General features: G+C 41.8%; 20 protein-coding genes. 12 read left to right on the top strand and 8 right to left on the bottom strand.

The features are described from left to right. Positions 1–28: 28 nt before the first annotated feature. Complete coding sequence (locus AN213_RS07945; protein ID WP_055021006.1) at positions 29–3,469, bottom strand: PAS-domain containing protein; 3,441 nt, start codon at positions 3,467–3,469, stop codon at positions 29–31. Positions 3,470–3,856: 387 nt separating this feature from the next. On the opposite strand from AN213_RS07945, the gene AN213_RS07940 reads away from it, so the two are divergent. The 12 genes from AN213_RS07940 (at position 3,857) to AN213_RS07885 (ending at position 17,350) form a co-directional block, all read left to right on the top strand. After that, positions 3,857–4,120, top strand: a complete 264-nt coding sequence (locus AN213_RS07940; protein ID WP_054551160.1) for a DUF4212 domain-containing protein — start codon at positions 3,857–3,859, stop codon at positions 4,118–4,120. A 10-nt stretch (positions 4,121–4,130) separates the two neighbouring features. Further along, positions 4,131–5,855 (top strand): sodium:solute symporter family protein, encoded by a 1,725-nt coding sequence (locus AN213_RS07935; RefSeq protein ID WP_054560886.1) that lies wholly within the window; start codon positions 4,131–4,133, stop codon positions 5,853–5,855. 119 nt (positions 5,856–5,974) lie between these two features. Beyond that, the gene (locus tag AN213_RS07930; protein WP_055198322.1) at positions 5,975–7,813 is read left to right on the top strand and encodes a DUF294 nucleotidyltransferase-like domain-containing protein; all 1,839 of its coding nucleotides are present in this window, start codon (positions 5,975–5,977) and stop codon (positions 7,811–7,813) included. A gap of 8 nt (positions 7,814–7,821) precedes the next feature. Next, a complete protein-coding gene (locus AN213_RS07925) occupies positions 7,822–8,445 on the top strand; it encodes a 3'-5' exonuclease (RefSeq protein ID WP_055021005.1) in 624 nt (207 codons plus the stop codon). Next, positions 8,442–8,903: an isoprenylcysteine carboxylmethyltransferase family protein gene (locus AN213_RS07920; protein WP_055021004.1), complete on the top strand. Its 462-nt coding sequence runs from the start codon at positions 8,442–8,444 to the stop codon at positions 8,901–8,903. Before AN213_RS07925 ends, AN213_RS07920 begins: the two co-directional genes overlap by 4 nt. A gap of 296 nt (positions 8,904–9,199) precedes the next feature. Continuing rightward, positions 9,200–10,216 (top strand): erythrose-4-phosphate dehydrogenase, encoded by a 1,017-nt coding sequence (gene epd / locus AN213_RS07915; RefSeq protein ID WP_054551164.1) that lies wholly within the window; start codon positions 9,200–9,202, stop codon positions 10,214–10,216. A 42-nt stretch (positions 10,217–10,258) separates the two neighbouring features. After that, positions 10,259–11,434: a phosphoglycerate kinase gene (locus AN213_RS07910; RefSeq protein ID WP_054551165.1), complete on the top strand. Its 1,176-nt coding sequence runs from the start codon at positions 10,259–10,261 to the stop codon at positions 11,432–11,434. Between the two features lie 197 nt (positions 11,435–11,631). Beyond that, on the top strand, positions 11,632–12,696 hold the full coding sequence (gene fba, locus AN213_RS07905) for a class II fructose-bisphosphate aldolase (protein ID WP_054560883.1): 1,065 nt from the start codon (positions 11,632–11,634) through the stop codon (positions 12,694–12,696). A gap of 419 nt (positions 12,697–13,115) precedes the next feature. Beyond that, a complete protein-coding gene (locus AN213_RS07900) occupies positions 13,116–14,066 on the top strand; it encodes a porin (protein WP_055198196.1) in 951 nt (316 codons plus the stop codon). Positions 14,067–14,212: 146 nt separating this feature from the next. Further along, on the top strand, positions 14,213–14,902 hold the full coding sequence (gene phoB / locus AN213_RS07895; protein WP_054551169.1) for a phosphate regulon transcriptional regulator PhoB: 690 nt from the start codon (positions 14,213–14,215) through the stop codon (positions 14,900–14,902). Between the two features lie 56 nt (positions 14,903–14,958). Continuing rightward, positions 14,959–16,290, top strand: coding sequence for a phosphate regulon sensor histidine kinase PhoR (gene phoR / locus AN213_RS07890; RefSeq protein WP_055021003.1), 1,332 nt, complete (start codon positions 14,959–14,961; stop codon positions 16,288–16,290). A gap of 91 nt (positions 16,291–16,381) precedes the next feature. After that, entirely contained in the window at positions 16,382–17,350 is a 969-nt protein-coding gene (locus AN213_RS07885; RefSeq protein WP_054560880.1) for a PstS family phosphate ABC transporter substrate-binding protein, read from the top strand. A 52-nt stretch (positions 17,351–17,402) separates the two neighbouring features. Here the strand turns inward: AN213_RS07885 and mdoH are convergent, their stop codons facing one another. The 7 genes from mdoH to pcnB all read right to left on the bottom strand — a co-directional run bounded on the left by mdoH (position 17,403) and on the right by pcnB (position 25,172). After that, complete coding sequence (mdoH, locus tag AN213_RS07880; RefSeq protein ID WP_055198194.1) at positions 17,403–19,385, bottom strand: glucans biosynthesis glucosyltransferase MdoH; 1,983 nt, start codon at positions 19,383–19,385, stop codon at positions 17,403–17,405. Further along, entirely contained in the window at positions 19,357–21,075 is a 1,719-nt protein-coding gene (locus tag AN213_RS07875; protein ID WP_055021002.1) for a glucan biosynthesis protein, read from the bottom strand. Before AN213_RS07875 ends, mdoH begins: the two co-directional genes overlap by 29 nt. Before the next feature lie 346 nt (positions 21,076–21,421). After that, positions 21,422–21,622, bottom strand: a complete 201-nt coding sequence (locus AN213_RS07870) for a hypothetical protein (protein ID WP_370625252.1) — start codon at positions 21,620–21,622, stop codon at positions 21,422–21,424. Positions 21,623–21,718: 96 nt separating this feature from the next. Further along, the gene (gene panC / locus AN213_RS07865) at positions 21,719–22,570 is read right to left on the bottom strand and encodes a pantoate--beta-alanine ligase (RefSeq protein ID WP_055021001.1); all 852 of its coding nucleotides are present in this window, start codon (positions 22,568–22,570) and stop codon (positions 21,719–21,721) included. Next, positions 22,571–23,365 carry a 3-methyl-2-oxobutanoate hydroxymethyltransferase gene (gene panB, locus AN213_RS07860; protein ID WP_054560876.1) on the bottom strand — a complete coding sequence of 265 codons (795 nt, stop codon included), beginning with the start codon at positions 23,363–23,365 and terminating at the stop codon, positions 22,571–22,573. It lies immediately after the preceding gene. Between the two features lie 29 nt (positions 23,366–23,394). Beyond that, positions 23,395–23,883 (bottom strand): 2-amino-4-hydroxy-6-hydroxymethyldihydropteridine diphosphokinase, encoded by a 489-nt coding sequence (folK, locus tag AN213_RS07855; protein WP_054560875.1) that lies wholly within the window; start codon positions 23,881–23,883, stop codon positions 23,395–23,397. Between the two features lie 2 nt (positions 23,884–23,885). Beyond that, positions 23,886–25,172 (bottom strand): polynucleotide adenylyltransferase PcnB, encoded by a 1,287-nt coding sequence (gene pcnB, locus AN213_RS07850; protein ID WP_236702902.1) that lies wholly within the window; start codon positions 25,170–25,172, stop codon positions 23,886–23,888. Between the last annotated feature and the right edge of the window lie 144 nt (positions 25,173–25,316).

The raw sequence follows: 25,316 nt of genomic DNA, 5'->3' as shown, positions 1-25,316 counted from the left end.
TGTTAAAAACGTTGGTTAAGCACTATTGTTAAGTACTGTGGTTAAGCAGAGCTTTGAGTTTTGCGGGCTTAACGGGTTTACTAAGGTAATGAATTTGCTCTTCTTTGGTTTGCTGTTTAAGGGCTTCATCACGCACCGCTGTGATTAAAATGGCAGGCACTGGGCTTTGCCAAATTTCTCTTAGGGTTTTAATAAGCGTGATGCCATCGCAATCATGACCCAGCTGGTAATCCATTAAGATCACATCGGGCGCTCGGTGCTCTTTGGCATAGGCCATCACGGTTTCAACTTGATCAAAGAGCTGATAATTTGCCTGCCACTTTTGCAATAGGCTTGCCATGGCATTAAGGTTTTCAGGGTCATCATCCACTGCAATAATGTTCATCGCACTGCGGTTCTCAACCCCTTTTTTAGGCGTATCTTTTTGTTGAATAAATTGGCTTTCACCATAAGGTACTTCAATACTAAAGCGGCTACCTTTGCCAGGCGTTGAACTGACATCTAAACGTAAAGAGAGTAAGTCGGCCATTCGTTTTACAACTCCTAAGCCAAGGCCAACCCCTTTGTTATCACCGGCTTCAATACGGTAAAAGTCATTGAAGATTTTCGCTTGCTCTACTTCTGTAATGCCAGGGCCTGTGTCCCATACTTCAATTCGTAAATGGTGTTTGCGTTTGCGACAAGCAATTAAAACTCGGCCACTATCGGTGTATTTAACCGCATTTGACACCAAATTTTGAATAATTCGTCGTAAATAAGTGATATCACTGTGAACGATAACTCCCTTTGAACGTACCGTCAGTTTTAAGCCTTTTTCGCTCGACATAATGGCGTATTCATTTTTCAGCGGGGCAAGTATGTCATCAATACTAAAGTGACGCGGAGTAGGGGTCATTGCTCCTTGCTCGAGCTTGGCAATTTCTAACAGCGCCGACATCAAATGCACCGTTGAATCTAAGCTTGCACCCAGCTTTTCAAAGTTATTTAAGTTGTTGCTCGAAAGGGATTTATCATCAATAGCTGCAAGATATAAGCGCGCCGCATTCAGCGGTTGTAAAATATCGTGGCTAGCCAAGGCTAAAAATCGCGTTTTACTGTCATTAGCTTGCTCAGCCTCTTTTTTGGCTAAAGTAAGTGCTTGCTCAGTTTGTACTCGGCTATCGATTTGTGCTTGTAAATCTTTATTGATAGTACGGATTTCTTGAGTACGCGCTTCAATGCGGTTTTCAAGATCCATGTTTACTTCTTCAAGCGCATTTTGCGTTTCGATATGCGTGGTAATATCAGAGAAACTTGTTACAAAGCCGCCATCTGGCAGTGGGTTACCTATCATTTCGAACACTTGGCCATTACGGCGGTGGCGAATAAAGTGATGGGGCGAGCCGTTTTTAAGATGCTGCACGCGCTTTTCTACATGGCGTTCAACTTCACCGGGGCCACATTCACCGCGTTCGGCATTGTATCTAAGCACATCTTCAATTGGTTGGCCTACTTCGAGAAAGTCATCTGGGTAGGCAAACATCTCTGCGTAGCGCTTATTCCATGCCACTAAATTAAGTTCTTTATCAACAACCGAAATACCATGGCTGAGGTTTTCGAGAGAGGTAAATAATAAGTTTTGATTAAATTGCAGGGCTTGTGTGGTTTCATCAAAAAAGTTAACCACTTCTTCAAAGGCCATACGTTTACCAGAAGCAACCGTGTGGATCAGCGCTTGTGCTGAAGAGGCACCAAGCACACCGGTTAAGGCGCGCTCACAATAAGCAATAAACTCAGGTTCTGGGTGCGCGTTGTTGTCATCTAAGTTATGCGACAACGCAAAGTGAGCCAGCACTTGCTGCGAGCGCTGCACACCTAAGAAGGTTTGTAGCAGTACTTTAAAGTCGTAAACAGTGGCTTTTACGTTTTTATTTAAACGTCTGGCGAATACCGCTTGCTCTTTTGGATTAACAAAAGCAGCTGCTTGAATTTTATCAATTAAACGCTCATCTGCACCGAGCGAAAAACTAATGTAACAGCCAATATTGGCAAATAAGGCGATTAGGGTGCCACGAGTAATAAGTGTTTGTTGCAGCTCTGCGTTTAAGGTATTGCCTGCATCTAAAATAGGCAGCATTAAGAACAAAACCCAGCAAATAAAGCCTGCTAATAATCCGGCATAAACCCCATAAGCATGGCCTTTTCGCCAATATAGGCCACCCACAATCGCAGGAAGTAATTGCGACACTAAAGAAAAGGCCACTAAACCCATACTAGCCAATGCTTTACCATGGCCAAACCATTGCTGGTAGAAATACGACAAAATCAAAATGCCGGCAATCGTGAAGCGTCTTACTAACAGGATTTGCGACTTATAACTGCTAGTGATGAGGTTACGTTTAAACTTACGACGCAGCATTAGCGGCAACACTACATCGTTTGAAATCATAGTGCTGAGCGTGAGTGTGGCTACAACAATCATCGCTGTAGCCGCTGATAGACCCCCGATAAATACAAAGGTCGTTAAAAAGGCGTTTTCGTGCATCAGTGGTAGGGCTAATACAAAGCTATCTGGTGAGAAGCCACTGCCAATGCCTGGGTGTATAGCTGCCGTTGCAATAGGGAAAATCATTGCAGCAGTTAGTAACAAATACAGGGGGAATGCCCAGCGGGCAGTATAAAGGTGGCGTTTATCTTGGTTATCGACCACAGTCACGTGGAACTGCCTTGGTAAACAGATAATCGCCGCTGCCGCCATTAATGACTGGCCGATAAAGTTAAAGCTAAAAAAGTCGAAGTTCTGCCAGTGCTTCCAAATAGAGCCCGTTAGCTGCTCGGTTTGCACCGTAGTTAAATTAAATAATGTGTATAAAGCAAGCCCCGCAACGGCCACTAAAGCTAATAACTTAATCATAGATTCAAAGGCGACAGCGAGCATAAGCCCTGAGCGATATTCGGTTACATCGACTTTACGAGTACCAAAAAATATCGCAAACATCGCCATAATGAGTGTTGCCGAAAGGGCGAGCATAGAGCCCGAAATACGATCGTCGTTTTGTAGCAGTAAGAAGCTGCTACTCAGTGCTTTTAATTGCAGTGCGATATACGGAATAGTCGCCAATAAAGCGATAATTGTCACCATAATGGCGGTGGTTTGCCGTTTACCATAGCGAGCTGAAATAAAGTCGGCGATGGTCGTGATATTTTGCTTTTTACTGACCAGTACTAATTTGCGTAAAAACCCTTGGCCAAAGAAAAAAAGCAACGCAGGGCCAATTAAAATAGGTAAGTAATTCCAACTGCTGGTGGCTGCTGTACCAACTGAACCGTAGTAGGTCCAAGACGTACAGTAAATCCCTAATGAAAAAGAATAAACAAATGGGTGGTGACTAATTCTTTTAGCAAGAGGAGTGGTTTTGTCTCCCCAATTTGCCAACCAAAACAACACGCCAATATAGGCGAGTGCAACAAATAAAAGCGCAGCTGTCATGTTTAAATTCAGTAATTATTGTAATAACACTACCTTACCAGAATTATGCGCGATTTCGATGGCAAGATTTTTTGCAATAATAATTAATAAAATGCAAGTTATTGAAAATTAATAAATAGTACTGTTTTATGTATCTTTATTAGACTAATGTCGCAGATCATTCGTTTTTACTATTTTCGTTATTTCGTAAATTTATCTTTGTAGGTTAAGTTGTTGTTAAATATTGTTTTTTACCATTCGTTAACAAATGATGTTTTGCAGTTTACGTAAACGTAAACTAGCTGTTACGACTATGGTCTCAATTCCATAAATCAGAACCCTTGCTAACTTAGTTAATGACAACTAATACCACTCATTACTTTCTTGTAATGCATAAGGGGATAAAAAATGGCTTTTAAAGATGAAGAACAAGCAAAAGCTTATTGGGCGGAAAACCTCGCACTGCTATTTAAATTATTAGCAATTTGGTTTGTCGTGTCATTTGGCTTCGGCATTTTACTGGTAGACGTACTTAACGAGATACGTTTCTTTGGGTTTAAACTCGGCTTCTGGTTCTCCCAGCAAGGCGCTATTTACACCTTTGTTGCTTTGATTTTTGTTTACGTTTTCAAAATGAATACGTTAGATAAAAAATACGGCGTAGACGAATAGGAGCTAAGCAATGGATGTTCAAACACTCACGTTTATTATCGTCGGTTTAAGCTTTGCGCTTTATATCGGCATCGCAATCTGGGCTCGTGCTGGGTCAACAAATGAATTCTATGTTGCAGGGGGCGGTGTACCGCCGCTAGCAAATGGTATGGCAACCGCTGCTGACTGGATGAGTGCGGCATCGTTTATCTCAATGGCGGGTATTATCTCGTTTGCGGGCTATGACGGTGGTGTATATCTAATGGGTTGGACAGGTGGTTATGTACTACTTGCACTTTGTTTAGCTCCTTACCTACGTAAGTTTGGTAAGTTCACGGTACCTGATTTCATCGGTGACCGTTATTACTCACAAGCTGCACGTGTTGTTGCAATTTTATGTGCTATCTTTATCTGTTTCACATATATCGCAGGTCAAATGCGTGGTGTAGGTGTGGTTTTCTCTCGCTTCTTAGAAGTAGATATTGAGACCGGTGTTTACATTGGTATGGTGATTGTATTCTTCTACGCTGTATTAGGCGGTATGAAGGGGATTACATATACGCAAGTAGCTCAGTACTGTGTACTAGTATTTGCTTACCTTGTTCCAGCAATCTTCATTTCAATGATGATGACAGGTCACTTCTTCCCACAAACCGGTTTCGGTGCAACCCTTAGCGATGGCTCAGGACAGTTTGTACTTGATAAACTAGATGGGCTCAGTACCGAGCTTGGCTTTGCGCAGTATACCGAAGGCTCGAAGAGCATGATTGATGTATTCGCAATCACAGGCGCGTTAATGGTTGGTACTGCAGGTTTACCGCACGTAATCGTTCGTTTCTTCACTGTTCCACGTGTTAAAGACACGCGTATCTCAGCTGCATGGACACTTGTTTTCATTGCAATCGTTTATACAACAGCACCTGCTGTAGCGTCATTCGCTCGTGTAAACATGATTGATACAATTAACGGTAAAGACGGTAGCGGTACAGAGTACGCAGAGGCACCAGCATGGGTTAAGAACTGGGAAAGAACAGGCCTAATCACCTTTAACGATAAAAATGGTGACGGCAAAATGTTCTACTCAGCAGGTAAGATTGATGATCCAAACAGCGCAAACGAAGTTAAAGTTGACCGCGACATCATGGTACTTGCAAACCCTGAGATTGCAGACTTACCTGCATGGGTGATTGCATTAGTAGCAGCAGGTGGTATCGCAGCAGCGCTATCAACAACAGCAGGCTTACTATTGGTGATCTCGACCTCGGTATCGCATGACTTATTAAAACGCACCTTAAAACCAGATATAAGTGACAAACAAGAGCTACTTGCAGCGCGCTTAGCTGCGATGATAGCGATTGTGATTTCAGCTTACTTTGGTATTAACCCGCCAGGGTTCGTGGCTTCGGTTGTTGCCTTCGCCTTCGGCTTAGCAGCGGCGAGCTTCTTCCCAGCTATCATTATGGGTATCTTCTCTAAGAAGATGAATAAAGAAGGTGCGATTGCGGGTATGGTGACAGGTATTACATTCACAGCGGCTTATATTATCTACTTCAAGTTCGTAAGCCCTGAATTGAATGCACCTGCAAACTGGTTATTTGGTATTTCACCTGAGGGTATCGGTCTTATTGGTATGATTGTTAACTTTGTAGTTGCAGCTATCGTACTTAAACTAACGGCTGAAACACCAGTTGAAATCCAAGAAATGGTTGAAGGTATCCGTAACCCTAAAGGTTCGAGTGCAGCACACGCGCACTAATAAAACCATTTTATAAGAACACACTCTTGAAGTTCAAAAGCCCGACTTAAGTCGGGCTTTTTATTTATTTCAAACAGGGGTAGTGTAGATATTGTCTCTATTTTATAGCGAGAATGACCATGAATACCGAGCAACAGGAAGTCGCCCAATTTGTGATGCAACAAACGCCATTTAATCAGCTTGATGGCGCTGCCAGTGAGTATTTTGTAAACCATCTCGATATTATTTATCTGACCCGTGAGAATCAAAATCAGTGGTTAAGTTCAGATAATCTCAGATTATTTTTAATTCGCTCTGGCGATTATGATTTAGTCGACCCAAAAGGCGATGTGATTACTAAGTTATCGAGTGGCGATTACTTTGGTTTTCCTTCACTGTTAACTGGCGAAGCGATTCAAAATAGTATTTCAGTGCAAAAGGAAGGCATTGTTTACATGCTAAACCAAGCGGCATTTGATTACTTACGCCGAGAGTATAAAGTGTTTGAGCAATACTTTGTTCGCGCCCACAAAAACCGTTTATTGTCGTCTCATTATAAAAGTCAAAACGACAGTTGGTCGGAGAAGAAAATTTGCGAATTGATGAATCGCAAAGCCGTTACCTTGGCACCAGATGCAAGTATTCGTCAAACCGCTAAAAAAATGAAACAACAGGGTGTTTCGTCGATTATGTTAACGGAACATGATCGCCTCGTTGGGGTTGTCACCGACCGAGATTTACGCAACCGCGTATTGGCCGATGAGGTTGACCCTCAAGAGTCAGTAAGTAGCATCATGACGTGTAAGCCCAAGTTTATTTTTGAAAATAACCGCGTGTTTTCGGCGCTACACTTAATGCTTAAGCACAATATTCACCATTTACCTGTGCTTGATGAACATCACAAACCCCTAGGTATGCTCACCAGTACTGATTTGCTGCGTCAGCAAAAAAGCGACCCAGTACAATTGATTGGACGAATTTACAAAGCGCACAGCGTGGTTGATTTAAAGCGTTATTCGCAAGAGATACCCGGTTTATTAAAAGGTTTTTCAAACAATATTGATGACATCTCCTTGATTGGTAAATTATTAAGTGGCTTAACCGATGCACTGACTTCGCGTTTGATCCGTTTGTTCCAAGAAGATAATGGCGCGGCACCAACCAGCTTTAGTTTTATTTGTTTTGGTTCACAAGCAAGGGAAGAGCAAACACTGCATTCTGACCAAGATAATGGCCTGTTGCTACCTGATGATTTAACAGAAGAACAACACGATTACTTTAAGCGCATGGGCGAGTATGTCTGTGAGCATTTAATTGAGTGCGGTATAAAACGTTGCCCTGGCAATATTATGGCGAGCAATGCACAGTGCCGTATGGGCATTAATGCATGGACAGAAAAGTTTCATAAGTGGATCACCTCACCCACACCAGAGGCGATGCTCAATTGTAAGATATTTTTTGACCTACGTTTTATTGAAGGTTCCACTACCTTATATGCGCGCTTTTGTGAGCAGCTAAAACGCATTTCTAAAAACGACTTATTCTATGCGGCTATGGCCAGCGACATTAAAAATACGCCAGTGCCCATTGGTTTGTTTAATCAATTTAAATTAGAGAAAGACGAAAAGCAGCATAAGTATCTCGACTTAAAAAAACGCGGTGTGGTGATCATCAACGACATCGTGCGTTTATATTCCCTCAAAGCGGGTATTCAGCGCGCTAATACGCAAGAGCGTATTGATGCATTAATGAAATTTTCGCTACTCAATAAAGATGACTTGTATAACTTAAAAGACTGTTGGCGTTTTTTAACTCAACTGCGTTTAGGCACGCAAATTAACGAGGAAGGATTGCCTAGCAACTGTATTAACCCAAATGCTTTGAATTCATTAGAGCGACATCAATTAAAAGAAGCATTTTATTTGGTTAAACAGGCACAGCAAGCCGCCGCATTTAAATTTGCTCGCGGTAGTTTATAGGAGAGGGTATGGTTAAACGCTGGTTAAGTCGGTATTTGGCGCGCAAGCAACTCTTGGCAGCCGATGCCTATAAAGAGCGCTACGTAGTGATAGACATGGAATTAACGGGCCTTGATCCTCGCCAGCACGAAATTGTCTCGGTGGCGTGGGTGATGATAGAAGATCAATGCATTAAACTCAGCGGTGCACAGCACTTAATAAATAAAGACGTGCAAAGCTTAGAGCAAAGTCCGATTTATCATGGTATTGCAAAACAAGACATAGATACAGGTGAAAGCCTCGAAACCATTCTTGGCAAGCTGCATCAGCATTTTGGTGAGTGCATTTTAGTGTTTCATAACGCGGCACTTGATTGGGGTTTTTTAAAACAGGCCTGCAGAACGCTTGGCTTAGATGCAAAAGCGCGTTTAATTCTTGATACCTTTGTTATTGAAAAAAAACGCCTGCACCAGCAAGGCCACGAAATTGGCCACGATGATTTAACACTTAGCGAATGCCGTAAACGCTACAACTTACCGTATTACAGCTCGCACCATGCCCTTACTGATGCCATGGCAACGGCCGAGTTATTCTTAGCCCAGTGTCATCAAATTAGTCGTGGTAAGGCATTGAAAGTAGGGGAGCTTGTGTGAATCAGTTAGAATTAAAAATTCCTCCAGTCGCGCTGCTGCTGATCATTGCGTTGATGATGTGGGGCATAGCAGAGTTGTTTACGAGTTTTAGCTTCTCGTTTTTCGCATCATCTTTTGTAGCACTACTCATTGCATTTTTAGGTGTGGTGTTTGCTTTATTAGGTGTTTATCAATTTCGTAAGCAAGGTACGACTGTTGACCCTCGAATTCCAGAAAAGTCGGCGAGCCTTGTTACAAGTGGTGTTTATCAATTTAGCCGTAACCCAATGTATGTTGGTATGTTATTAATGCTAGTTGGTTGGGGAATTTATCTTGGTAATATTGCGAGTTTTATAATGCTGCCGGTATTTATTCTCTATATGAATCGATTTCAAATTATGCCAGAAGAAACGTTTATGGCAGAGAAGTTTGGTTCAGCATACCAGCAATACAAAAAATCTGTTCGTCGCTGGCTATAAAGGAAAAAAGTAAGATTGAGGTTGCTAACGCAGTTTTATTTATCTTGCTCTCTTATAAAAATGTCTAAGGTCGATTACCAAAACTGCGCCATCTAAAACATACTAAGCAATTTTTATTTTGGCTGACCTCTTATAAAAACTTCAAAGGTCGATTACCAAAATTGAGCCATCTAGGGTTGTTAAAGTAGTTTTATTTACCTTGCCCTCTTATAAAAATGTGTAAGGTCGATTACAATACCGCCATCTAAAAGGCAGTTGCCTTTATCTGCAAGCAAATAGAGTGGATTTTCTTCTTCATGGCAATCAAACTTGCAATTAATGGTTTTGGTCGAATCGGGCGCAATATCGTCCGTGCACTGTATGAATCAGGGCTTGAAGATCAAATCAAAATTGTCGCTATTAACGAATTAGCCGACCCTAAGGGCATTGCCCATCTCCTTAAATACGATACATCTCACGGCCGCTTTTCATTCCCTGTTAATCTTGGCGAAGATACTTTAACGGTTGCTAACGACTCTATAGCCTTATTTGCAGAAGAAAACCCTGCAGAACTACCTTGGCAAACTCTTGATGTTGATGTGGTTCTTGAATGTACTGGGGTGTATCACTCTCGTGAACATGCAGAACTACACTTGGCTGCTGGTGCAAAAAAAGTATTGTTTTCACAGCCTGCAGATGCTGATGTTGATGCCACAATTGTGTATGGTATTAACGATGATGAGCTAAAAGCTGAACATACGATTGTTTCAAACGGTTCATGTACCACAAACTGTATTGTTCCAGTAATTAAAGTGCTGGATGACGCATTTTCGATTGAATCTGGGGCTATTACAACGATTCATGCCTCGATGCATGATCAGCAAGTGATTGATGCGTATCATCATGATTTACGTCGTACTCGCGCTGCAAGCCAGTCTATTATTCCGGTGGATACAAAGCTTGCTCGTGGTATTGAGCGTATTTTGCCTAAGTTTCATAGTCGCTTTGAAGCCATTGCTGTTAGGGTACCAACTATCAATGTGACGGCGATGGATTTAAGTGTAACAGTGAATACCGATGTGAATTTAGCGACTGTCAATCAAGCACTTAAGTTAGCTGCAAAAGACCGCCTTGACGGTATTTTAAGCTATACAGAAGAGCCATTGGTATCGGTAGATTTTAATCATGACCCACATTCTTGTATCATAGATGGCACTCAGACACGTGTTAGTCATAAACGACTGATAAAGTTGTTAGTGTGGTGCGATAATGAGTGGGGCTTTGCGAATCGTATGCTCGACACTGCGCGTGCGATGATGGCTGTAAGCCAATAATTTATAAATATAATATTAGTATCGTTAACTAAGGAGAAGTCCATGTCGGTCATTAAAATGGCAGATTTAGATTTAAACGGCAAACGCGTGTTAATTCGTGAAGATTTAAATGTGCCTGTAAAAGAAGGTAAAGTGACCTCTGATGCACGTATTCGTGCAGCATTACCAACTATCAAATTAGCGTTAGAAAAAGGCGCTAAAGTAATGGTGATGTCACACCTTGGCCGCCCTACGGAAGGGGAATATGATGAAGCGTTTTCGCTTGCCCCTGTGGTTAATTATTTAAATGATGCCCTTGAGCAAACAGTTCGTCTTGAAAAAGACTACCTAGAAGGCGTAGACGTTGCTGATAACGAAGTGGTTGTTTTCGAAAACGTACGTTTTAACGCTGGCGAAAAGAAAAACGACGAAGCACTGTCTAAAAAACTAGCTGCATTATGTGATGTTTACGTAATGGACGCATTTGGTACGGCTCACCGTGCACAAGCATCGACTCACGGTGTGGGTTTATTTGCTGATGTTGCATGTGCAGGTCCACTGCTTGCTGCGGAGCTAGACGCACTAGGTAAAGCGCTTGATAACCCAGCTCGTCCTTTAGTTGCTATCGTTGGTGGCTCTAAAGTATCGACTAAGTTAACTGTACTTGATTCACTTTCTAAAGTGGTTGATCAACTTGTAACGGGTGGTGGTATCGCTAATACCTTCATCGCAGCGGCAGGTCACCCAGTAGGTAAATCTTTATTTGAAGCTGATTTAATTGATGAAGCAAACAAATTAAGTGCTGCGGCAAAAGCTAATAACGGTGAAATACCGGTACCAACTGATGTTGTTGTAGGTAATGAGTTCTCAGAATCTGCAGTGGCAACATTAAAAGATGTGAATGAAGTAACAGACGAAGACATGATCTTCGATATTGGTCCTGATACAGCAAACCAACTAGCAAAAATCATTGCTAATGCAGGCACTGTTGTATGGAACGGTCCAGTTGGTGTATTTGAATTTGACCAATTTGGTAACGGCACACGTGCTATTGCTGATGCGATTGCTAACTCAAGTGCATTCTCGATTGCTGGTGGCGGTGATACGCTTGCAGCGATTGATAAATACGGCATTGCCGATAAAGTTTCTTACATTTCAACCGGTGGTGGTGCTTTCCTTGAATTTTTAGAAGGGAAAAAATTACCAGCAGTTGCTATGCTTGAAGAACGTGCTAAGTAATTAGTGCGTTTGCCAGCGTAGTTATTAGGTAATTACGCTGGTTTAGCTGTTAATAAAATACCTCTCACCCTCGTTTTATTTACAGCTGTTACGGTAGGCGCGAGCTTTTCGTGATGCAGTGATGCATCAAAAAAATAACTTATCCGTTCAAACTAGATAGTAGGAAACTACTGTCGATACAATTTGGAGAATACCAAATGGCTTTAATCAGTATGCGACAACTTCTTGATCATGCAGCTGAAAATGGTTACGGCGTACCTGCGTTTAACGTTAATAACCAAGAGCAAATGCGTGCAATTATGGAAGCGGCTGACAAAACAAACAGCCCGGTAATTGTACAAGGTTCAGCAGGCGCACGTGCCTATGCTGGTGCCCCTTTTATTCGTCATATGATTTTAGCAGCCGTTGAAGAATGGCCTCATATTCCAGTTGTAATGCACCAAGACCACGGTACTTCACCAGGTGTATGTCAGCGCTCAATCCAGTTAGGCTTTTCGTCAGTTATGATGGATGGCTCATTAATGTCTGATGGTAAAACCCCTTCAAGCTACGAATACAATGTTGATGTAACACGTCAAACAGTTGAAATGGCACATGCTTGTGGTGTGTCTGTTGAAGGCGAGTTAGGTGTTTTAGGTTCACTGGAAACAGGTGAAGCAGGTGAAGAAGACGGCGTTGGTGCTGAAGGTAAATTGTCTACTGATCAAATGCTAACAGATCCTGAAGAAGCCGCTGATTTCGTTAGTAAAACTAAGGTTGATGCACTTGCTATCGCTTGTGGTACATCACATGGCGCGTACAAATTTACTCGTCCACCAACAGACGATATCTTAGCGATTGATCGTATTAAAGAAATCCACGCGCGTATTCCTAACACACACTTAGTAATGCATGGTTCTTCTTCTGTGCCACAAGAGTGGCTAGAAGTGATTAACCAATACGGTGGCGAAATCCCTGAAACGTATGGTGTGCCTGTAGAGCAGATCATCGAAGGTATTAAGTACGGTGTTCGTAAAGTAAATATCGATACCGATCTTCGTTTAGCATCAACAGGTGCAATTCGTCGTCACTTAGCTTTAAACCCAGCTAACTTTGATCCACGTAAATACTTAGCAGAAGCAACGAAAGCAATGACTGAGATCTGTGTTGCTCGTTACGAAGCCTTTGGTACTGCGGGTCAAGCTGGTAAGATCAAGCCTATCTCTTTAGATGATATGCACCTTAAATACTTATCGGGTGAACTTGATCCACAAATCAAGTAATTGATAATAAGTTGAAAAAGCCGGCTTTATGCCGGTTTTTTATTACATTCAAATAGGTATTAATAGTTAGATCAAGGCGGATCAGCGAAATACCTACTCGTGCTTTTCAGGATCACTGTTTTACTAACCTTCGCTTTCACGGATCATTATTTTACTAGTTGTATACTGATCACAGGCTTTTCTTTGCTCATCTTTTAAACGAAATGCTGAGCGTCTTAACATTAAATCAACAAGTTATCTTATTCTCTAAGTAAAAAACTGATCTGAAGTTGATCTTCTTAGTAAAAACCTGATCCTGATCTGATTAAGTTGGTAGATCAGTGATCCGTGATTTTTATGTGAAATATCTCCTCCTCGCCTTGACCAAAAGCCCTTTATGTTCGATTTTTAAGTTATTGCTTAAATTGAGGATCGCTACCATGAATAAACCTGCCATGATGTTGTCGAGCTTTGCAATGTGCTTTATTTCTTTTCATAGTGCTGCCGAAGCTGTAGATGTGTATGGTCGGGCCCATTTAGGGGTTGCTAATAGCGACACTGGCGATGGCAGCGAAACGTCTATTGAGAGCTATAACTCTCGTATGGGGATCAAAGGCAGCGGTGAAATAAGCGATGGGTTAAAAGCCGTATATAAGTTTGAATTTGCAGTAAATGCGGCAGATCAAGATAGCGATGGTAAAACTGAAGAGAATATTACCGCGCGTAATCAATATGTTGGTCTACAAGGCAGCTATGGGCAGGTAGTGCTTGGTCGTCACGATACGGCGTTAAAAGTATCGCAGGGTAAAATTGATTTAATGAACGACTTTAATGGTGATGTTAAAGCCTTATTTAATGGTGAAAATCGCCTTGGTGATGTAGTTCATTACAGTTCGCCAATTGTTGGCAATATGCAATTTGTGGTCACCTATATTGCTGAAGATAACTCCAAACAAGATAAAGAAACCGGTGTTTCTACGGCATTTATGTATGGTGATAGTAAATTTAAAAAAGCGCCTTACTTTGTAAGTGTTGCCCACGACAGTAAAGTAGCCGGTTATGATACAACACGGTTTACGGCGCAAGGCAAATTAGGCGATTTAACCCTAGGCGGTATGTATCAACAAAGCGAAAAAATCACAGGTTCTGACAAAGAAGATGGGTTTTTAGTGAGCGCATCTTACAAAATAGATAAATATAAGTTGCTGGCGCAATATCAAGATACTGATGGCAGCTTTGGTAAATTGAAAGATTCGGGTAGCGGTACTTCTGTTGGGGTTGAACGAAGCCTGTCAAAACAAGCGCGTATGTACATGTGGTATACGCAATTTTCACTAGATAATAATGCTGATGAAGATCATCTTGCAGTCACTTTAAGGTATGACTTTTAATCCAAAATTTACTATTTAAGCGTAAAAAATGGCTATTTTTGCTTTGATTTTTTTGCGCTTTTTCAATTACTCGTTAGACTTTCATAAAAATGTCATACTTAGTCATAATAATGAAACCAGTTCGCTAACGAAAGAGATAAATTGGAATGTCACGTAAAGTACTAGTCGTCGATGACGAAGCGCCTATCAGAGAGATGCTGGTTTTTGTTTTAGAGCAAAATGGTTTTCAAGCAATTGAAGCAGAAGATTATGACTCTGCGATTGAAGCTATGGTTGAACCATACCCAGATATGGTTTTATTAGATTGGATGTTACCTGGTGGTAGCGGTATTCAAATTGCTAAGAAATTTAAGCAAAACGAATATACTCGTCAGATCCCTATCATTATGCTGACTGCTCGCGGTGAAGAAGAAGACAAAGTACGCGGCCTTGAAGTAGGTGCTGATGATTACGTAACCAAACCATTTTCTCCTAAAGAATTAATGGCGCGCATTAAAGCGGTTATTCGCCGTGTTTCACCAACCTCATTAGAAGAAGCCATTGAAGTTCATGGCTTACGCCTTGACCCAATCTCACACCGTGTAACATCAGAAGGTAGTGAATTAGATATGGGGCCTACTGAATTTAGATTACTACATTTCTTCATGACACATCCTGAACGTGTTTACAGTCGTGAACAATTACTTGATCATGTATGGGGAACAAATGTATATGTAGAAGACCGTACTGTTGATGTACATATTCGCCGTCTACGTAAAGCGATTGCACCATTAGGGCATGACCGTTTAGTGCAAACCGTTCGCGGTGCAGGCTATCGTTTTTCAAGTAAATTATAAGTGTCATGGCAATGACCTTAACAAGCTAATTTACATACTTAAGGTAAAGTGAGTGTATGTATCGAGTAGTGAATAAACAGGCGTTAGCAAAACGCCTGTTTATGTATTTCTTACCCTTGTTATTAGTTGGCGTACTTGTAGGTGCGCCTTTTTTGCTTTTATTTTTAGGCTCTTTTGCACTTTTAATTTGGCATTATCATCAATTATATCGCCTCAGCGATTGGCTCCTTAATCAACGTAGTTTTAACCCACCCGAAGGGGAGGGAGCGTGGGAGCAAGTCTTTGAAGGGATCTATCATTTACAACACCGCAACCGTAAAAAACGCAATGAATTGGCAGACTTAATACGCCGTTTTCGTGATGGCGCCGAAGCTGTGCCTGATGCGGTGGTTGTATTACAAAAAGACCTAAGCATTATTTGGTGTAACCAATTGGCTTTAAAGGTTTTAGGTTTACAGTGGCCTACTGATCATGGGCAACGCTTAGATAATCTTATTCGCGATCCTAAGTTTGCAAAGTACATGCATAAAGCTTGTTTCGATGAACCGCTCGAGCTTGATGGTGGCCACAGCTACGATCAAACCTTAGAGTTTCGTGTTATGCCCTATGCAAGTTCACAGTTGATGATGGTGGTGCGTGATGTTACTCGCTTAAAGCAACTTGAGCAGATGCGTAAAGACTTTGTGGCCAATGTTTCTCATGAGCTGAGAACACCGCTTACTGTGGTAACCGGTTACTTAGAGATGCTTGATTCAGATAGCTTACCACCTCCTGCAATGTGGCAAAAAGCGCAAACAACCATGCTTGAGCAATGTAAGCGTATGGATAGCTTGGTCAATCAATTACTGTCTTTGTCGCGTATTGAAGGGGCACGTCGTCAAGATAACGATAAGCCTGTCAATGTACCGCAGCTACTTACCTATATTCAAACCGAAGCACAGTCATTAAACCAAGATAAAGGCCATGAGCTTATTTTTAATGTTGATGCGAGCTTAGACATTAAAGGGGCCGAAGATGAATTACGTAGTGCCTTTTCTAATCTTGTGTTTAACGCCATCCATTACACCAAGCCTAGTGGCAAGATTGTAGTTGATTGGCAGCTTAAAAATAACCAAGCCGCATTTAGTGTGACCGATAATGGTGATGGTATTGCCGCAGAGCATATTAACCGTTTAACCGAGCGTTTTTATCGTGTAGATAAAGCGCGTAGCCGTACGACAGGTGGGTCTGGATTAGGTTTAGCTATTACAAAACATGTACTTACAAGGCATGATAGTCGTTTAGATATCAGCAGTAAATTAGGACAAGGCTCGACCTTTGCGTTTGCATTTGGTAGCGAAAAAGTCGTGCGTATTGCAGGTAATACCAAAAAAACCGCAAAGTCATAAAAATGTCATTTAAGGGTAATCTAACTGTCATCTAGTGTCATTAGAGTAGACCGCAGTTAGGAAATGGGACGAACAAATCGGAGTAACCCCTATGAAATTCAAAAATCTCGTTGCCGCAATGGGTGTGGCTGTAACAACATTTGTATCAGCACAAGCAGCTGCAGTTGATAAAGATATGCCTGAGTACACTAAAACAAGTGGTATCTCTGGTAACTTTTCATCTGTTGGTTCTGACACTCTTGCAAACATGATGACGTTCTGGGCAGAAGAGTACAAACGCTTCTATCCAAACGTAAACATTCAAATCCAAGCAGCGGGTTCTTCAACTGCTCCTCCAGCATTAACTGAAGGTACAGCAAACTTCGGCCCAATGAGCCGTCGTATGAAGTCAAAAGAAATTGAAGCATTCGAAAAGCGTTATGGCTACAAGCCAACTGAAGTTCGCGTTGCAATCGATGCTCTAGCTGTATTCGTACACAAAGATAACCCAATCAAAGGTTTACGTATTGACCAAGTTGATGCGATTTTCTCTTCTACACGTAAATGTGGTGCAAGTGAACAAGTTAACCGTTGGAGCGAAGTAGGTCTTGAGGGTGATTGGGCTGCAAAAGATATCCAGCTTTACGGTCGTAACTCAGTATCAGGTACTTACGGTTACTTCAAGAAGAAAGCACTTTGTAAAGGTGACTTCCGTAACAACGTAAACGAACAACCTGGTTCTGCATCTGTAGTACAGTCAATCTCTTCTTCAGTGAACGCGATTGGTTACTCAGGTATCGGTTATAAAACATCAGGTGTACGCACAGTTCCACTTTCTAAGAAAGGCGATAACTTTGTTGATGCAACATTAGAAAACGTAGCAACAGGTAAATACCCACTATCTCGTTTCTTATACGTTTATGTGAACAAGCACCCTAACAAGCCGCTTTCACCAATCGATGCAGAGTTCTTAAAAATGGTTCTTTCTGTAGACGGTCAAAAAATTGTTGAGAAAGATGGTTATGTGCCACTTTCAGGTAAAATGGCAATGGCTGAACTTAAAAAGCTAGGCCTTCTGTAACAACCATACAGACATATATGAAAAAACCGCTCATTGAGCGGTTTTTTTTCGTTTAGCTTTTGGCAAAGAACTTGGCTTTAATACGTTGCTGAGCAATACGTACTTGCTTGCGCTTTTTACCCGAGGGTGCCTTAAAGCTTTGAATAGGCATTACCGTTGGGTATTCATTGGGTAATGCTGGTACATTAAAGTCAGCGTGTTCATCTTTTGGCAAGCCAATTTCTTGTTGATGTACACGAAGTGCCGCTAAGGTATCATCGTTTTCAACTTCACTTGGACATAAAAATAAACCCATTTTACGCATTTTCACTCCTAAGCCGATGCTGCTTGAATAGCGTACAATTGGCGCTGCTAAAATAAGGCCTACTAAAATAGGTGATAACCACCAAAAGAAGGTCGGTGTGTAATAGTAAGCAACCGAGCCCCAGATAATCGCGGTAATAGTCGAAAATAACGTATAACCAATCGCTTCTTTCCACGGTACCATTCTGCCTTCGCGAGGTTGTGCATCCCAGCTAACTTTTTTGCCTAAAAATACGCACACTACAAAGTAGCTATGAAAAACCATCATTAAAGGGGCAATCACAATCGCAAAAATAGTTTCGATGAGTGAACCGGCAATTAACTTCATCGTACCGCCAAAGGCGTTATTACGATGCACTAAAGTCACAATTACGCCCATTAATTTAGGCAGTAACAACAATACAGCTGTAATAAATAACAACGAATCAATTAAATCCGTTTTAGCAATTTGCCAGGTTGGGAAAAGTTGATAAGCATGGTTAAAGTACACGTCGCTATTAAGTGCACGAGTTACTGCATCTAAGGTACTTAATGCCAGCATCGATAACCAAATCAACGATGAAATATACGCTGTGGCTCCAAATAAAAAGTGCATTTTACTCATTAGCTTAAGACCTGATTTAGGCAGTAAACCTAAATGCTGGATATTACCTTGCACCCAGCGTCTATCACGAATCGCGTAATCGAGAATGTTACTTGGTACTTCTTCGTAACTGCCTTCAACATCGCTGAGCAGTAACACATCCCAACCACTGCGGTGTAGCAGAGAAGCTTCTACAAAGTCATGACTTAAGATCTCACCACCAAATGGGGCATTACCTTTTAGAACAGGTAGGCCGCAGCACTTTGTGAATGCTTCAACGCGAATAATCGCATTGTGGCCCCAGTAGTTTGCTTGGTTTGTTTGCCAAAAAGCAGAACCAGTTGCCAGCATTGGGCTATATAAAATTGATGCAAACTGTAAAAAGCGGCCAAAAAACGTGTCTTGGCGAACCGGAATCGGGATCGTCTGGATCAAGCCTGATTTTGGATTGCTGATCATGCTAGAAGTCAGTTCAAGCATACATTGACCCGTCATAATGCTATCGGCATCAAGCACAATCATGTGATCGTACTGGCTGCCCCAACGTTCACAAAAATCAGTTAAGTTACCCACTTTACGGTGTTTATTATCTTCACGGCGACGATAAAAAGTATGCTTTGCTAAATCACCTAAGCGCTCAGTAAGTGCATTCCACGCTTTAAGTTCATTACGTGCAATTTCAGGGTCTTGCGTATCACTTAGCAAGTAAAAGTCGTAATGCGGCATTTGCCCTGTTTTAGCCAGCGAGCGTAAACTTACTTCAAAACCGGCGATGACACGCTCTGTATCTTCGTTGTAGATAGGCATAACAATGGCTGTTTTAGTTTGGCTCAAGGCATGCTGATTAATCTCGATTGGCTTTTGACGTTTTAAGGTCAACGGGTCAATACGAAATAATTGCAGGATGAAGCCCATACAGCCACTACAAAAGGCTGTAACAATCCACGCGAAGGTAACTGTAAATAATGCCAGTAAAGCGTACTCAAGCGGTGTCATACCGTTAGAATTTAAAATATCGAACATGATCCACACGCCATAGGCGGTAATGGTAAGCGCTAGGCTTGAAAAAAGCCAAGCGCGGGTCTTCTTAAATGGCATTGCTGTTGCCTTTAATGCTTTACTATTGGACGTCGTTTGGATACCAGACATAGCTCCATACCTCGCTGATTTCTTTATCACGTAGTTTTAACGATAAGCGCATATCAACAGGCTTATCTCCCTCTGGCGCCACTTTAAATGCTACGCGCCATCCTTGATTGTTTGGTAACTGCTGTACCGTTTTATCGCTTATTTGCCCAGCAGAGAGTGTAAGATCCGCCTGCATGGCAAAATTAGCTGATAGTTGATTAATGGTTTCGCCACTAAAATCAACGGTAAATTGGCGGTGGCTTTTTGGTGGTGGATTGTCTTCACCAGGTAATGCTGCACTACCAATTCGGGTTCTTAACACACTCGCTTTATCTTGAGTTGCAAGCGTGGCATTGAAAGTCGACAGCTTGTAACTAAAGCTTAAGCTGTCACCAGCTTTCATAGGCTGCTCTGGCACCCAATAGCTAACAATATTGTCGTTGGTTTCGGTATCTGTAGGGATTTCTACTAACTCAACACGCCCTTTACCCCAATTACCCACTGGCTCAATCCACATGCTCGGACGGTTGTGATAATGCGCTTCGGTATCAAGGTAGTTATTAAAGTCTCGGTCTCGCTGTGCAAGGCCAAAGCCTTTAGGGTTCTCGTAGCTAAACGAAGTGACACTTAATTTTTTTGGGTTATTCAGTGCACGCCAAATCCATTGACCTTGTTCTGATTGCATTAATAGGCCATCAGAATCATGTACTTCAGGGCGGTAATCATCAAAAAACTTAGTACTATTTTCACCGTGGTAAAACATACTTGTTAGCGGGGCTATGCCGAGCTTTTTAATGTCTTTACGGGCAAAAATTTGCATCTCGGTTTTTACTTCTGTGTTAGTAGAAGGTGTTAGTTCAAAACGATAGGCTCCCGACACTGAAGGGCTATCTAATAATGCATAAAGCACGATGGTAGTATCTTCGGGTGCAGGTTTTACTAACCAGAACTCTTTGAAAACAGGAAATTCTTCGCCTGAGCTCAGTGCTGTATCAACTGCAAGACCTCGAGCTGACAGACCATATACTTGATGCGGGCCAACTAAACGAAAATACGAAGCACCTTGGAACACAGCTACTTCGTCTTTGTACTGGTTGTTGTTCAGTGGAAAATGCAAACGAAAACCTGCATGGCCAAGTTGTGTATTGGCAATAGCGGTGCTGATCTCTTGCTCTAACGGGGCAGCAGTTGCATCGTAACGATAGTAATCTGTTTTAAAAGGTAAACTTTTTACTTCGGCATTTTGCTCAAGAGTATTGATTGCAACTGGTGAGCGATATAAAAAGCCAGGGTGGAATAACTGCACTTCATACAGGCTTTGATCTTTCCAAATTGCTTGCTCAGTACGAAAACGAATCGCACGGTAGTCCTGATAACCAATATTAGTTAATGCTTCAAGCTCTAACTCTTTAGGCGCTACATACGGCTCAGAGGCTAATTTTTTCGCACGTGCAGTGATAACTTCAAATAGCTTTTCTTCTGGAATCGTGATCATTGCAGGCTTAAGCTCAACAGCAGCAGTATCCTCTACTTGCTGTTTTTCATTTTCGGTTGCTTGAACCTCAGCGGCTGTTTGTTCTGTTTCAGTTGCTTTTGGCTGCTCTGGGTCTTCAACTGCGTAACTATGACCTGCGCTCATGGCTAATAATACGCCCAAGAAGGTCTTCTTTTTAATAGCGCTGAAGAGCTTAGTTCGGGTTTCTGGTTTCATTCAATTTTCCTTTAGCCGTAAATCACAATAATTCTTTCATATCTCATAGCAATTGCTGGACCCAAAATAAAAATTAACAATCTCAATGGCTTTGAGTTGGTGCAGCTAAATGCGAAGAGTAAAATTTTGAAATTAGTGAGAAACAATTACACAGTTGCAGTTGTTTATTCGTCACCAATATGGAGAAGTTTAATGAACGAAAGCTTGCCCTAATATGAATAGCTTAAAGGGTAAACAAAAATATGAACAAAATTACCAGAGGCTTAATTGTGCGAGTGAAATTGTAATCGAGGAGGGGAGTGCAGGCACCGAATAGGTTTTCAGTGCCTTAAAAAGCGAGTCGTTGTTATTTAACTTCGCCTAACTTTTCTGCATTGGCTTTACATTGGTTGTAAGCTTCAATGCACTTGTTGCTACAGACTTTATGAACTAAGCCATCAGCGGTGCTTTGTTGCTCACAGCTCGCTTCGCATTGATAGTTTTGCTGAGCACATTGCTGCATTTCTGGGTTTTCAATTTTGTTTGAGCAGGCAGACAGTAATGTCATAGCAAACAATGTTGCTGCAATTGCTGGTAATTTTTTCATGCTTATCCCTAGTTTATGTCTTTTCTTTGCAATCCATCTTACCCAGATTGTTGCTATTTAATCCAGCTCAACTTGTAAATTGTCAATTAAACGTACTGAGCCCAAATAAGCAGCAGCTAAAATAACAAGTTGTTTGTCAGCCACGGTGGCTGGTTTTAGTGTTGAGCGCTCTGCAATCGAATAATAGTCAGGTTTTAGTCCTGCCTTTTCAAGCTGTGCTTTTGCATCTGCCTCAAGAGCTGCAATGTCTGCGCTGCCTTGTTTAAGTGCCGTTGCAGTATTATTTAGTGTGGCAAACAGTACTCTTGCAGTGTCTTTTTGCTCATCAGATAAATAGCCATTACGAGAGCTCATTGCTAAACCTGAGATTTCACGGCAAGTAGGAACGCCAACAATTTCAACTGGGATAGATAGGTCGCGCGTCATGGTTTTAATAACCTGTAGCTGCTGAAAATCTTTTTCACCAAAACAAGCAAAGTCAGGTTGAACCAAATTAAATAATTTAGTGACAACGGTTGCAACGCCTTTGAAGTGACCAGGACGCGAGCCTCCACAGTAACCCATAGAAACACCCGGTACATCGACAAAGCTTTGCTCGCCTAAACCATTTGGGTAAATCGTCTCAACGGATGGGGTAAACACGATATCAGTACCAAGATCTGCTAAACCTTGTTTATCTTCGTTTAGTGTACGCGGGTAACTATCAAGGTCTTCATTGGCACCGAATTGCATCGGGTTTACAAAGATACTCACAACCACTTTATCAGCCAATGTTTTGGCTTTTTCAACAAGTGAAAAGTGACCTTGGTGTAAATTGCCCATGGTAGGCACTAGCGCAATGCTCAGGCCCGCTTGACGCCAAGCTTTGATTTGGCTGCGTAACGATTTAATTTCAGTGATTGATTGCATTTATTTAAACTCGTGTTCGGTACTTGGGAAAGCACCACTTTTTACATCTTCACAATACTTTTGCACTGCTGCTGGCATATTGCCGGTTTCTAATAAAAAATTCTTTGAAAACTTAGGGATATAACCTGCCGAAATACCAACTAGGTCGTGCATTACTAAGATTTGCCCATCAGTTTGATTACCTGCCCCAATACCAATGGTAGGAATACTCAGTTCATCAGTAATACGTTTAGCAAGTTCACTTGGAATACATTCTAAAACAAGTAACTGTGCACCTGCCGCCTCAAGTGCTTTTGCATCGCTGACCATTTTATCGGCTTGAGATTGCTCACGACCTTGAATTTTGAAACCGCCAAATACATGTACTGACTGAGGTGTTAATCCTAGGTGGCCACATACTGGAATACCTTGTTGGGTCATTGCACGAATACTGTCGTGCAGCCATTCGCCGCCTTCAAGCTTAATCATGTTTGCCCCAGCACGCATCAGCTCAGCTGCATTTTTACAGGCATCAGCTGGGTTGGCATAGGTCATAAAAGGTAAGTCAGCAATCACAAATAATTCGCGGCTTCCGGCACGTACACAACGTGTATGATAAGCAATATCTGTGTTGGTTACTGCAAGGGTGTCATCAGCACCTTGCAGTACCATGCCTAGTGAGTCACCGACTAAAATCACCTCGACGCCATTATCATGAAACAATTTAGCAAAACTGGCATCGTAAGCCGTTAATGCGGTGATTTTTTGTTGTTCTTGTTTCATTTTATTGAGAGTTGAAACGGTGATTTTAGACATAATTTCCTCTAAGGCTTAGCCTTGGTTGATTACTGCTGAGGGAGTTGTTGTAAATCGTTTAAAGGCAACGTTTTTGTTATATCAGCAAGTGATTGATTATTCGGTAGTACAAGTGTTGGTGCAATTTCCAACAAGGGATAAACAACAAATTCTCGCTCTGTTAAGCCATAATGAGGCACAGTTAAGCGAGGGGTGTCTATCACGTCATTACCGAACAATAAAATATCTATATCAAGGGTACGCGGACCCCAGCGTTCTTCTTTTCTAACACGGCCATGCTCAAGCTCAATGGCTTGAGTTAAATCAAGCAACTGCTCTGGCTTAAGTGCAGTTTTAACACACGCGACTGCATTTACATAATCGGGTTGATCTTGTGGCCCCATTGGTTTGCTTGCGTAATCATGGGATACACAAACAAACTCAACGTCTTTTAATGCTTTTAGGGCAGTGACAGCAGCATGAATTTGTTTACGTGGTGTGTTTAAGTTGGCACCTAAACCTAAATAAACGGTATTCATACTTAGTCTACTTTTTTCTTGCGTGGGCGACGACGGCGCTTAGGGCCACCTTGGTGTCCTAAACTTTTAACCATTTCTTTTTGACCATTGATGTCTTGGCTTAGGTAGGTTGTCCACCAGTCAGCAAGCTCTTTTTGCTGCTCTTCGCCAGCTTGCACACGCAGTAGTAAGAAATCATAGGCAGCCTTGAAGCGAGGCTGTTGAGTGAGCCTGTAAGCACGCTGACCACCTCGTTTATCAAGGCGTTGCTGAATATGCCAAATATCGCGTGCACCCAAGGTGAAGCGTTTTGGTACTGCTACCTGTTGCGCGTTTTCACTCAGTACTTTGTTCATTGCTTGTGCAAATGCATCGTACTCTGAAAGTTGATCGCGTTGTTGTAACTTTTTAGTAATGCTCAGTAATGGGAACCACAATAAGGCTGCAAAAATAAAGGCTGGAGTGACTTTTTTATCAGCATTAATACGTTTATCGGTGTTTTTAAACATTTGCAGGATAAACGTATGTTCAAAGCCTTCAGGGTTAGCATCTAAGATTTTATCAAGCGCAGGAAATAATGCTTTGAATAAACCATACTGGCGGAGCATTAAGTAGTTTTCTTCTGCTTTGCCGTTTAAGAACAATTTGAGTGATTCTTCAAACAAACGAGCTGGCGGAATATGATCAAGTAAGTTAGCAAGGCTTTTAATTGGCTTTTCGGTGCCAGGTGCAATGCTCATTCCCAGTTTGGTGGCAAAACGCACTGCACGTAACATGCGCACAGGGTCTTCACGGTAACGTGTTTCTGGGTCGCCAATCAGCTCAATTTGTTTTGCTTTTATCGCGCTAATGCCATTGGCATAGTCATAAATACAAAAATCGTTAATTGAGTAGTAAAGTGCATTAATCGAAAAGTCGCGGCGCTCAGCATCTTCTTCGATGCTGCCATAGACATTGTCACGCAGGAGTTGGCCGTGTTCACTTGATTGGCTAATTTGATTTTTGCTTTCTTCGGCTTCGTGATGGCCACGCATGGTCGCCACTTCAATAATTTCTCGACCAAACACGATATGGGCTAAACGAAAACGGCGACCAATTAGGCGACAGTTACGAAATAGCTTTTTGATTTGCTCAGGGGTTGCGTTTGTTACAACGTCGAAGTCTTTTGGTTGTTGGCCTAACAATATATCTCGAATACAACCACCTACAAGGTAGGCATCAAAACCACCTTCTTTAAGGCGGTACAATACTTTGATTGCATTTGGGCTAAATTGTTTGCGCGAAATACCATGTTCACTGCGCTCGATCACCAAAGGTAACTCGCTCGTTGGCAAAGCATCACTTGATGTCGTGGCATTTGGGCCAATAATCTGCCGACAAAATTGAAAAAGCTTAGAAATAATAATCTGTCTCCTACGACGCGGACTTTGCGACTCATCAAGTATAGCGTTTGT

It is taken from the genome of Pseudoalteromonas sp. P1-8 (assembly GCF_001399985.1).
Taxonomy (GTDB): domain Bacteria; phylum Pseudomonadota; class Gammaproteobacteria; order Enterobacterales; family Alteromonadaceae; genus Pseudoalteromonas.
This window is presented reverse-complemented; position numbering and strand designations above follow the sequence as displayed.

Excerpts from the sequence above, each read along its gene's own strand:
- folK (WP_054560875.1), bottom strand. The coding sequence starts at position 23,883 with ATGAATACCGTTTATTTAGGTTTAGGTGCCAACTTAAACACACCACGT.
- mdoH (WP_055198194.1), bottom strand. The coding sequence starts at position 19,385 with ATGTCTGGTATCCAAACGACGTCCAATAGTAAAGCATTAAAGGCAACA.
- AN213_RS07940 (WP_054551160.1), top strand. The coding sequence starts at position 3,857 with ATGGCTTTTAAAGATGAAGAACAAGCAAAAGCTTATTGGGCGGAAAAC.
- AN213_RS07900 (WP_055198196.1), top strand. The coding sequence starts at position 13,116 with ATGAATAAACCTGCCATGATGTTGTCGAGCTTTGCAATGTGCTTTATT.
- AN213_RS07910 (WP_054551165.1), top strand. The coding sequence starts at position 10,259 with ATGTCGGTCATTAAAATGGCAGATTTAGATTTAAACGGCAAACGCGTG.
- epd (WP_054551164.1), top strand. The coding sequence starts at position 9,200 with ATGGCAATCAAACTTGCAATTAATGGTTTTGGTCGAATCGGGCGCAAT.
- phoR (WP_055021003.1), top strand. The coding sequence starts at position 14,959 with ATGTATCGAGTAGTGAATAAACAGGCGTTAGCAAAACGCCTGTTTATG.
- panC (WP_055021001.1), bottom strand. The coding sequence starts at position 22,570 with ATGCAATCAATCACTGAAATTAAATCGTTACGCAGCCAAATCAAAGCT.
- AN213_RS07870 (WP_370625252.1), bottom strand. The coding sequence starts at position 21,622 with ATGACATTACTGTCTGCCTGCTCAAACAAAATTGAAAACCCAGAAATG.
- AN213_RS07930 (WP_055198322.1), top strand. The coding sequence starts at position 5,975 with ATGAATACCGAGCAACAGGAAGTCGCCCAATTTGTGATGCAACAAACG.
- AN213_RS07875 (WP_055021002.1), bottom strand. The coding sequence starts at position 21,075 with ATGAAACCAGAAACCCGAACTAAGCTCTTCAGCGCTATTAAAAAGAAG.
- AN213_RS07925 (WP_055021005.1), top strand. The coding sequence starts at position 7,822 with ATGGTTAAACGCTGGTTAAGTCGGTATTTGGCGCGCAAGCAACTCTTG.
- phoB (WP_054551169.1), top strand. The coding sequence starts at position 14,213 with ATGTCACGTAAAGTACTAGTCGTCGATGACGAAGCGCCTATCAGAGAG.
- AN213_RS07935 (WP_054560886.1), top strand. The coding sequence starts at position 4,131 with ATGGATGTTCAAACACTCACGTTTATTATCGTCGGTTTAAGCTTTGCG.
- panB (WP_054560876.1), bottom strand. The coding sequence starts at position 23,365 with ATGTCTAAAATCACCGTTTCAACTCTCAATAAAATGAAACAAGAACAA.
- AN213_RS07945 (WP_055021006.1), bottom strand. The coding sequence starts at position 3,469 with ATGACAGCTGCGCTTTTATTTGTTGCACTCGCCTATATTGGCGTGTTG.
- fba (WP_054560883.1), top strand. The coding sequence starts at position 11,632 with ATGGCTTTAATCAGTATGCGACAACTTCTTGATCATGCAGCTGAAAAT.
- AN213_RS07885 (WP_054560880.1), top strand. The coding sequence starts at position 16,382 with ATGAAATTCAAAAATCTCGTTGCCGCAATGGGTGTGGCTGTAACAACA.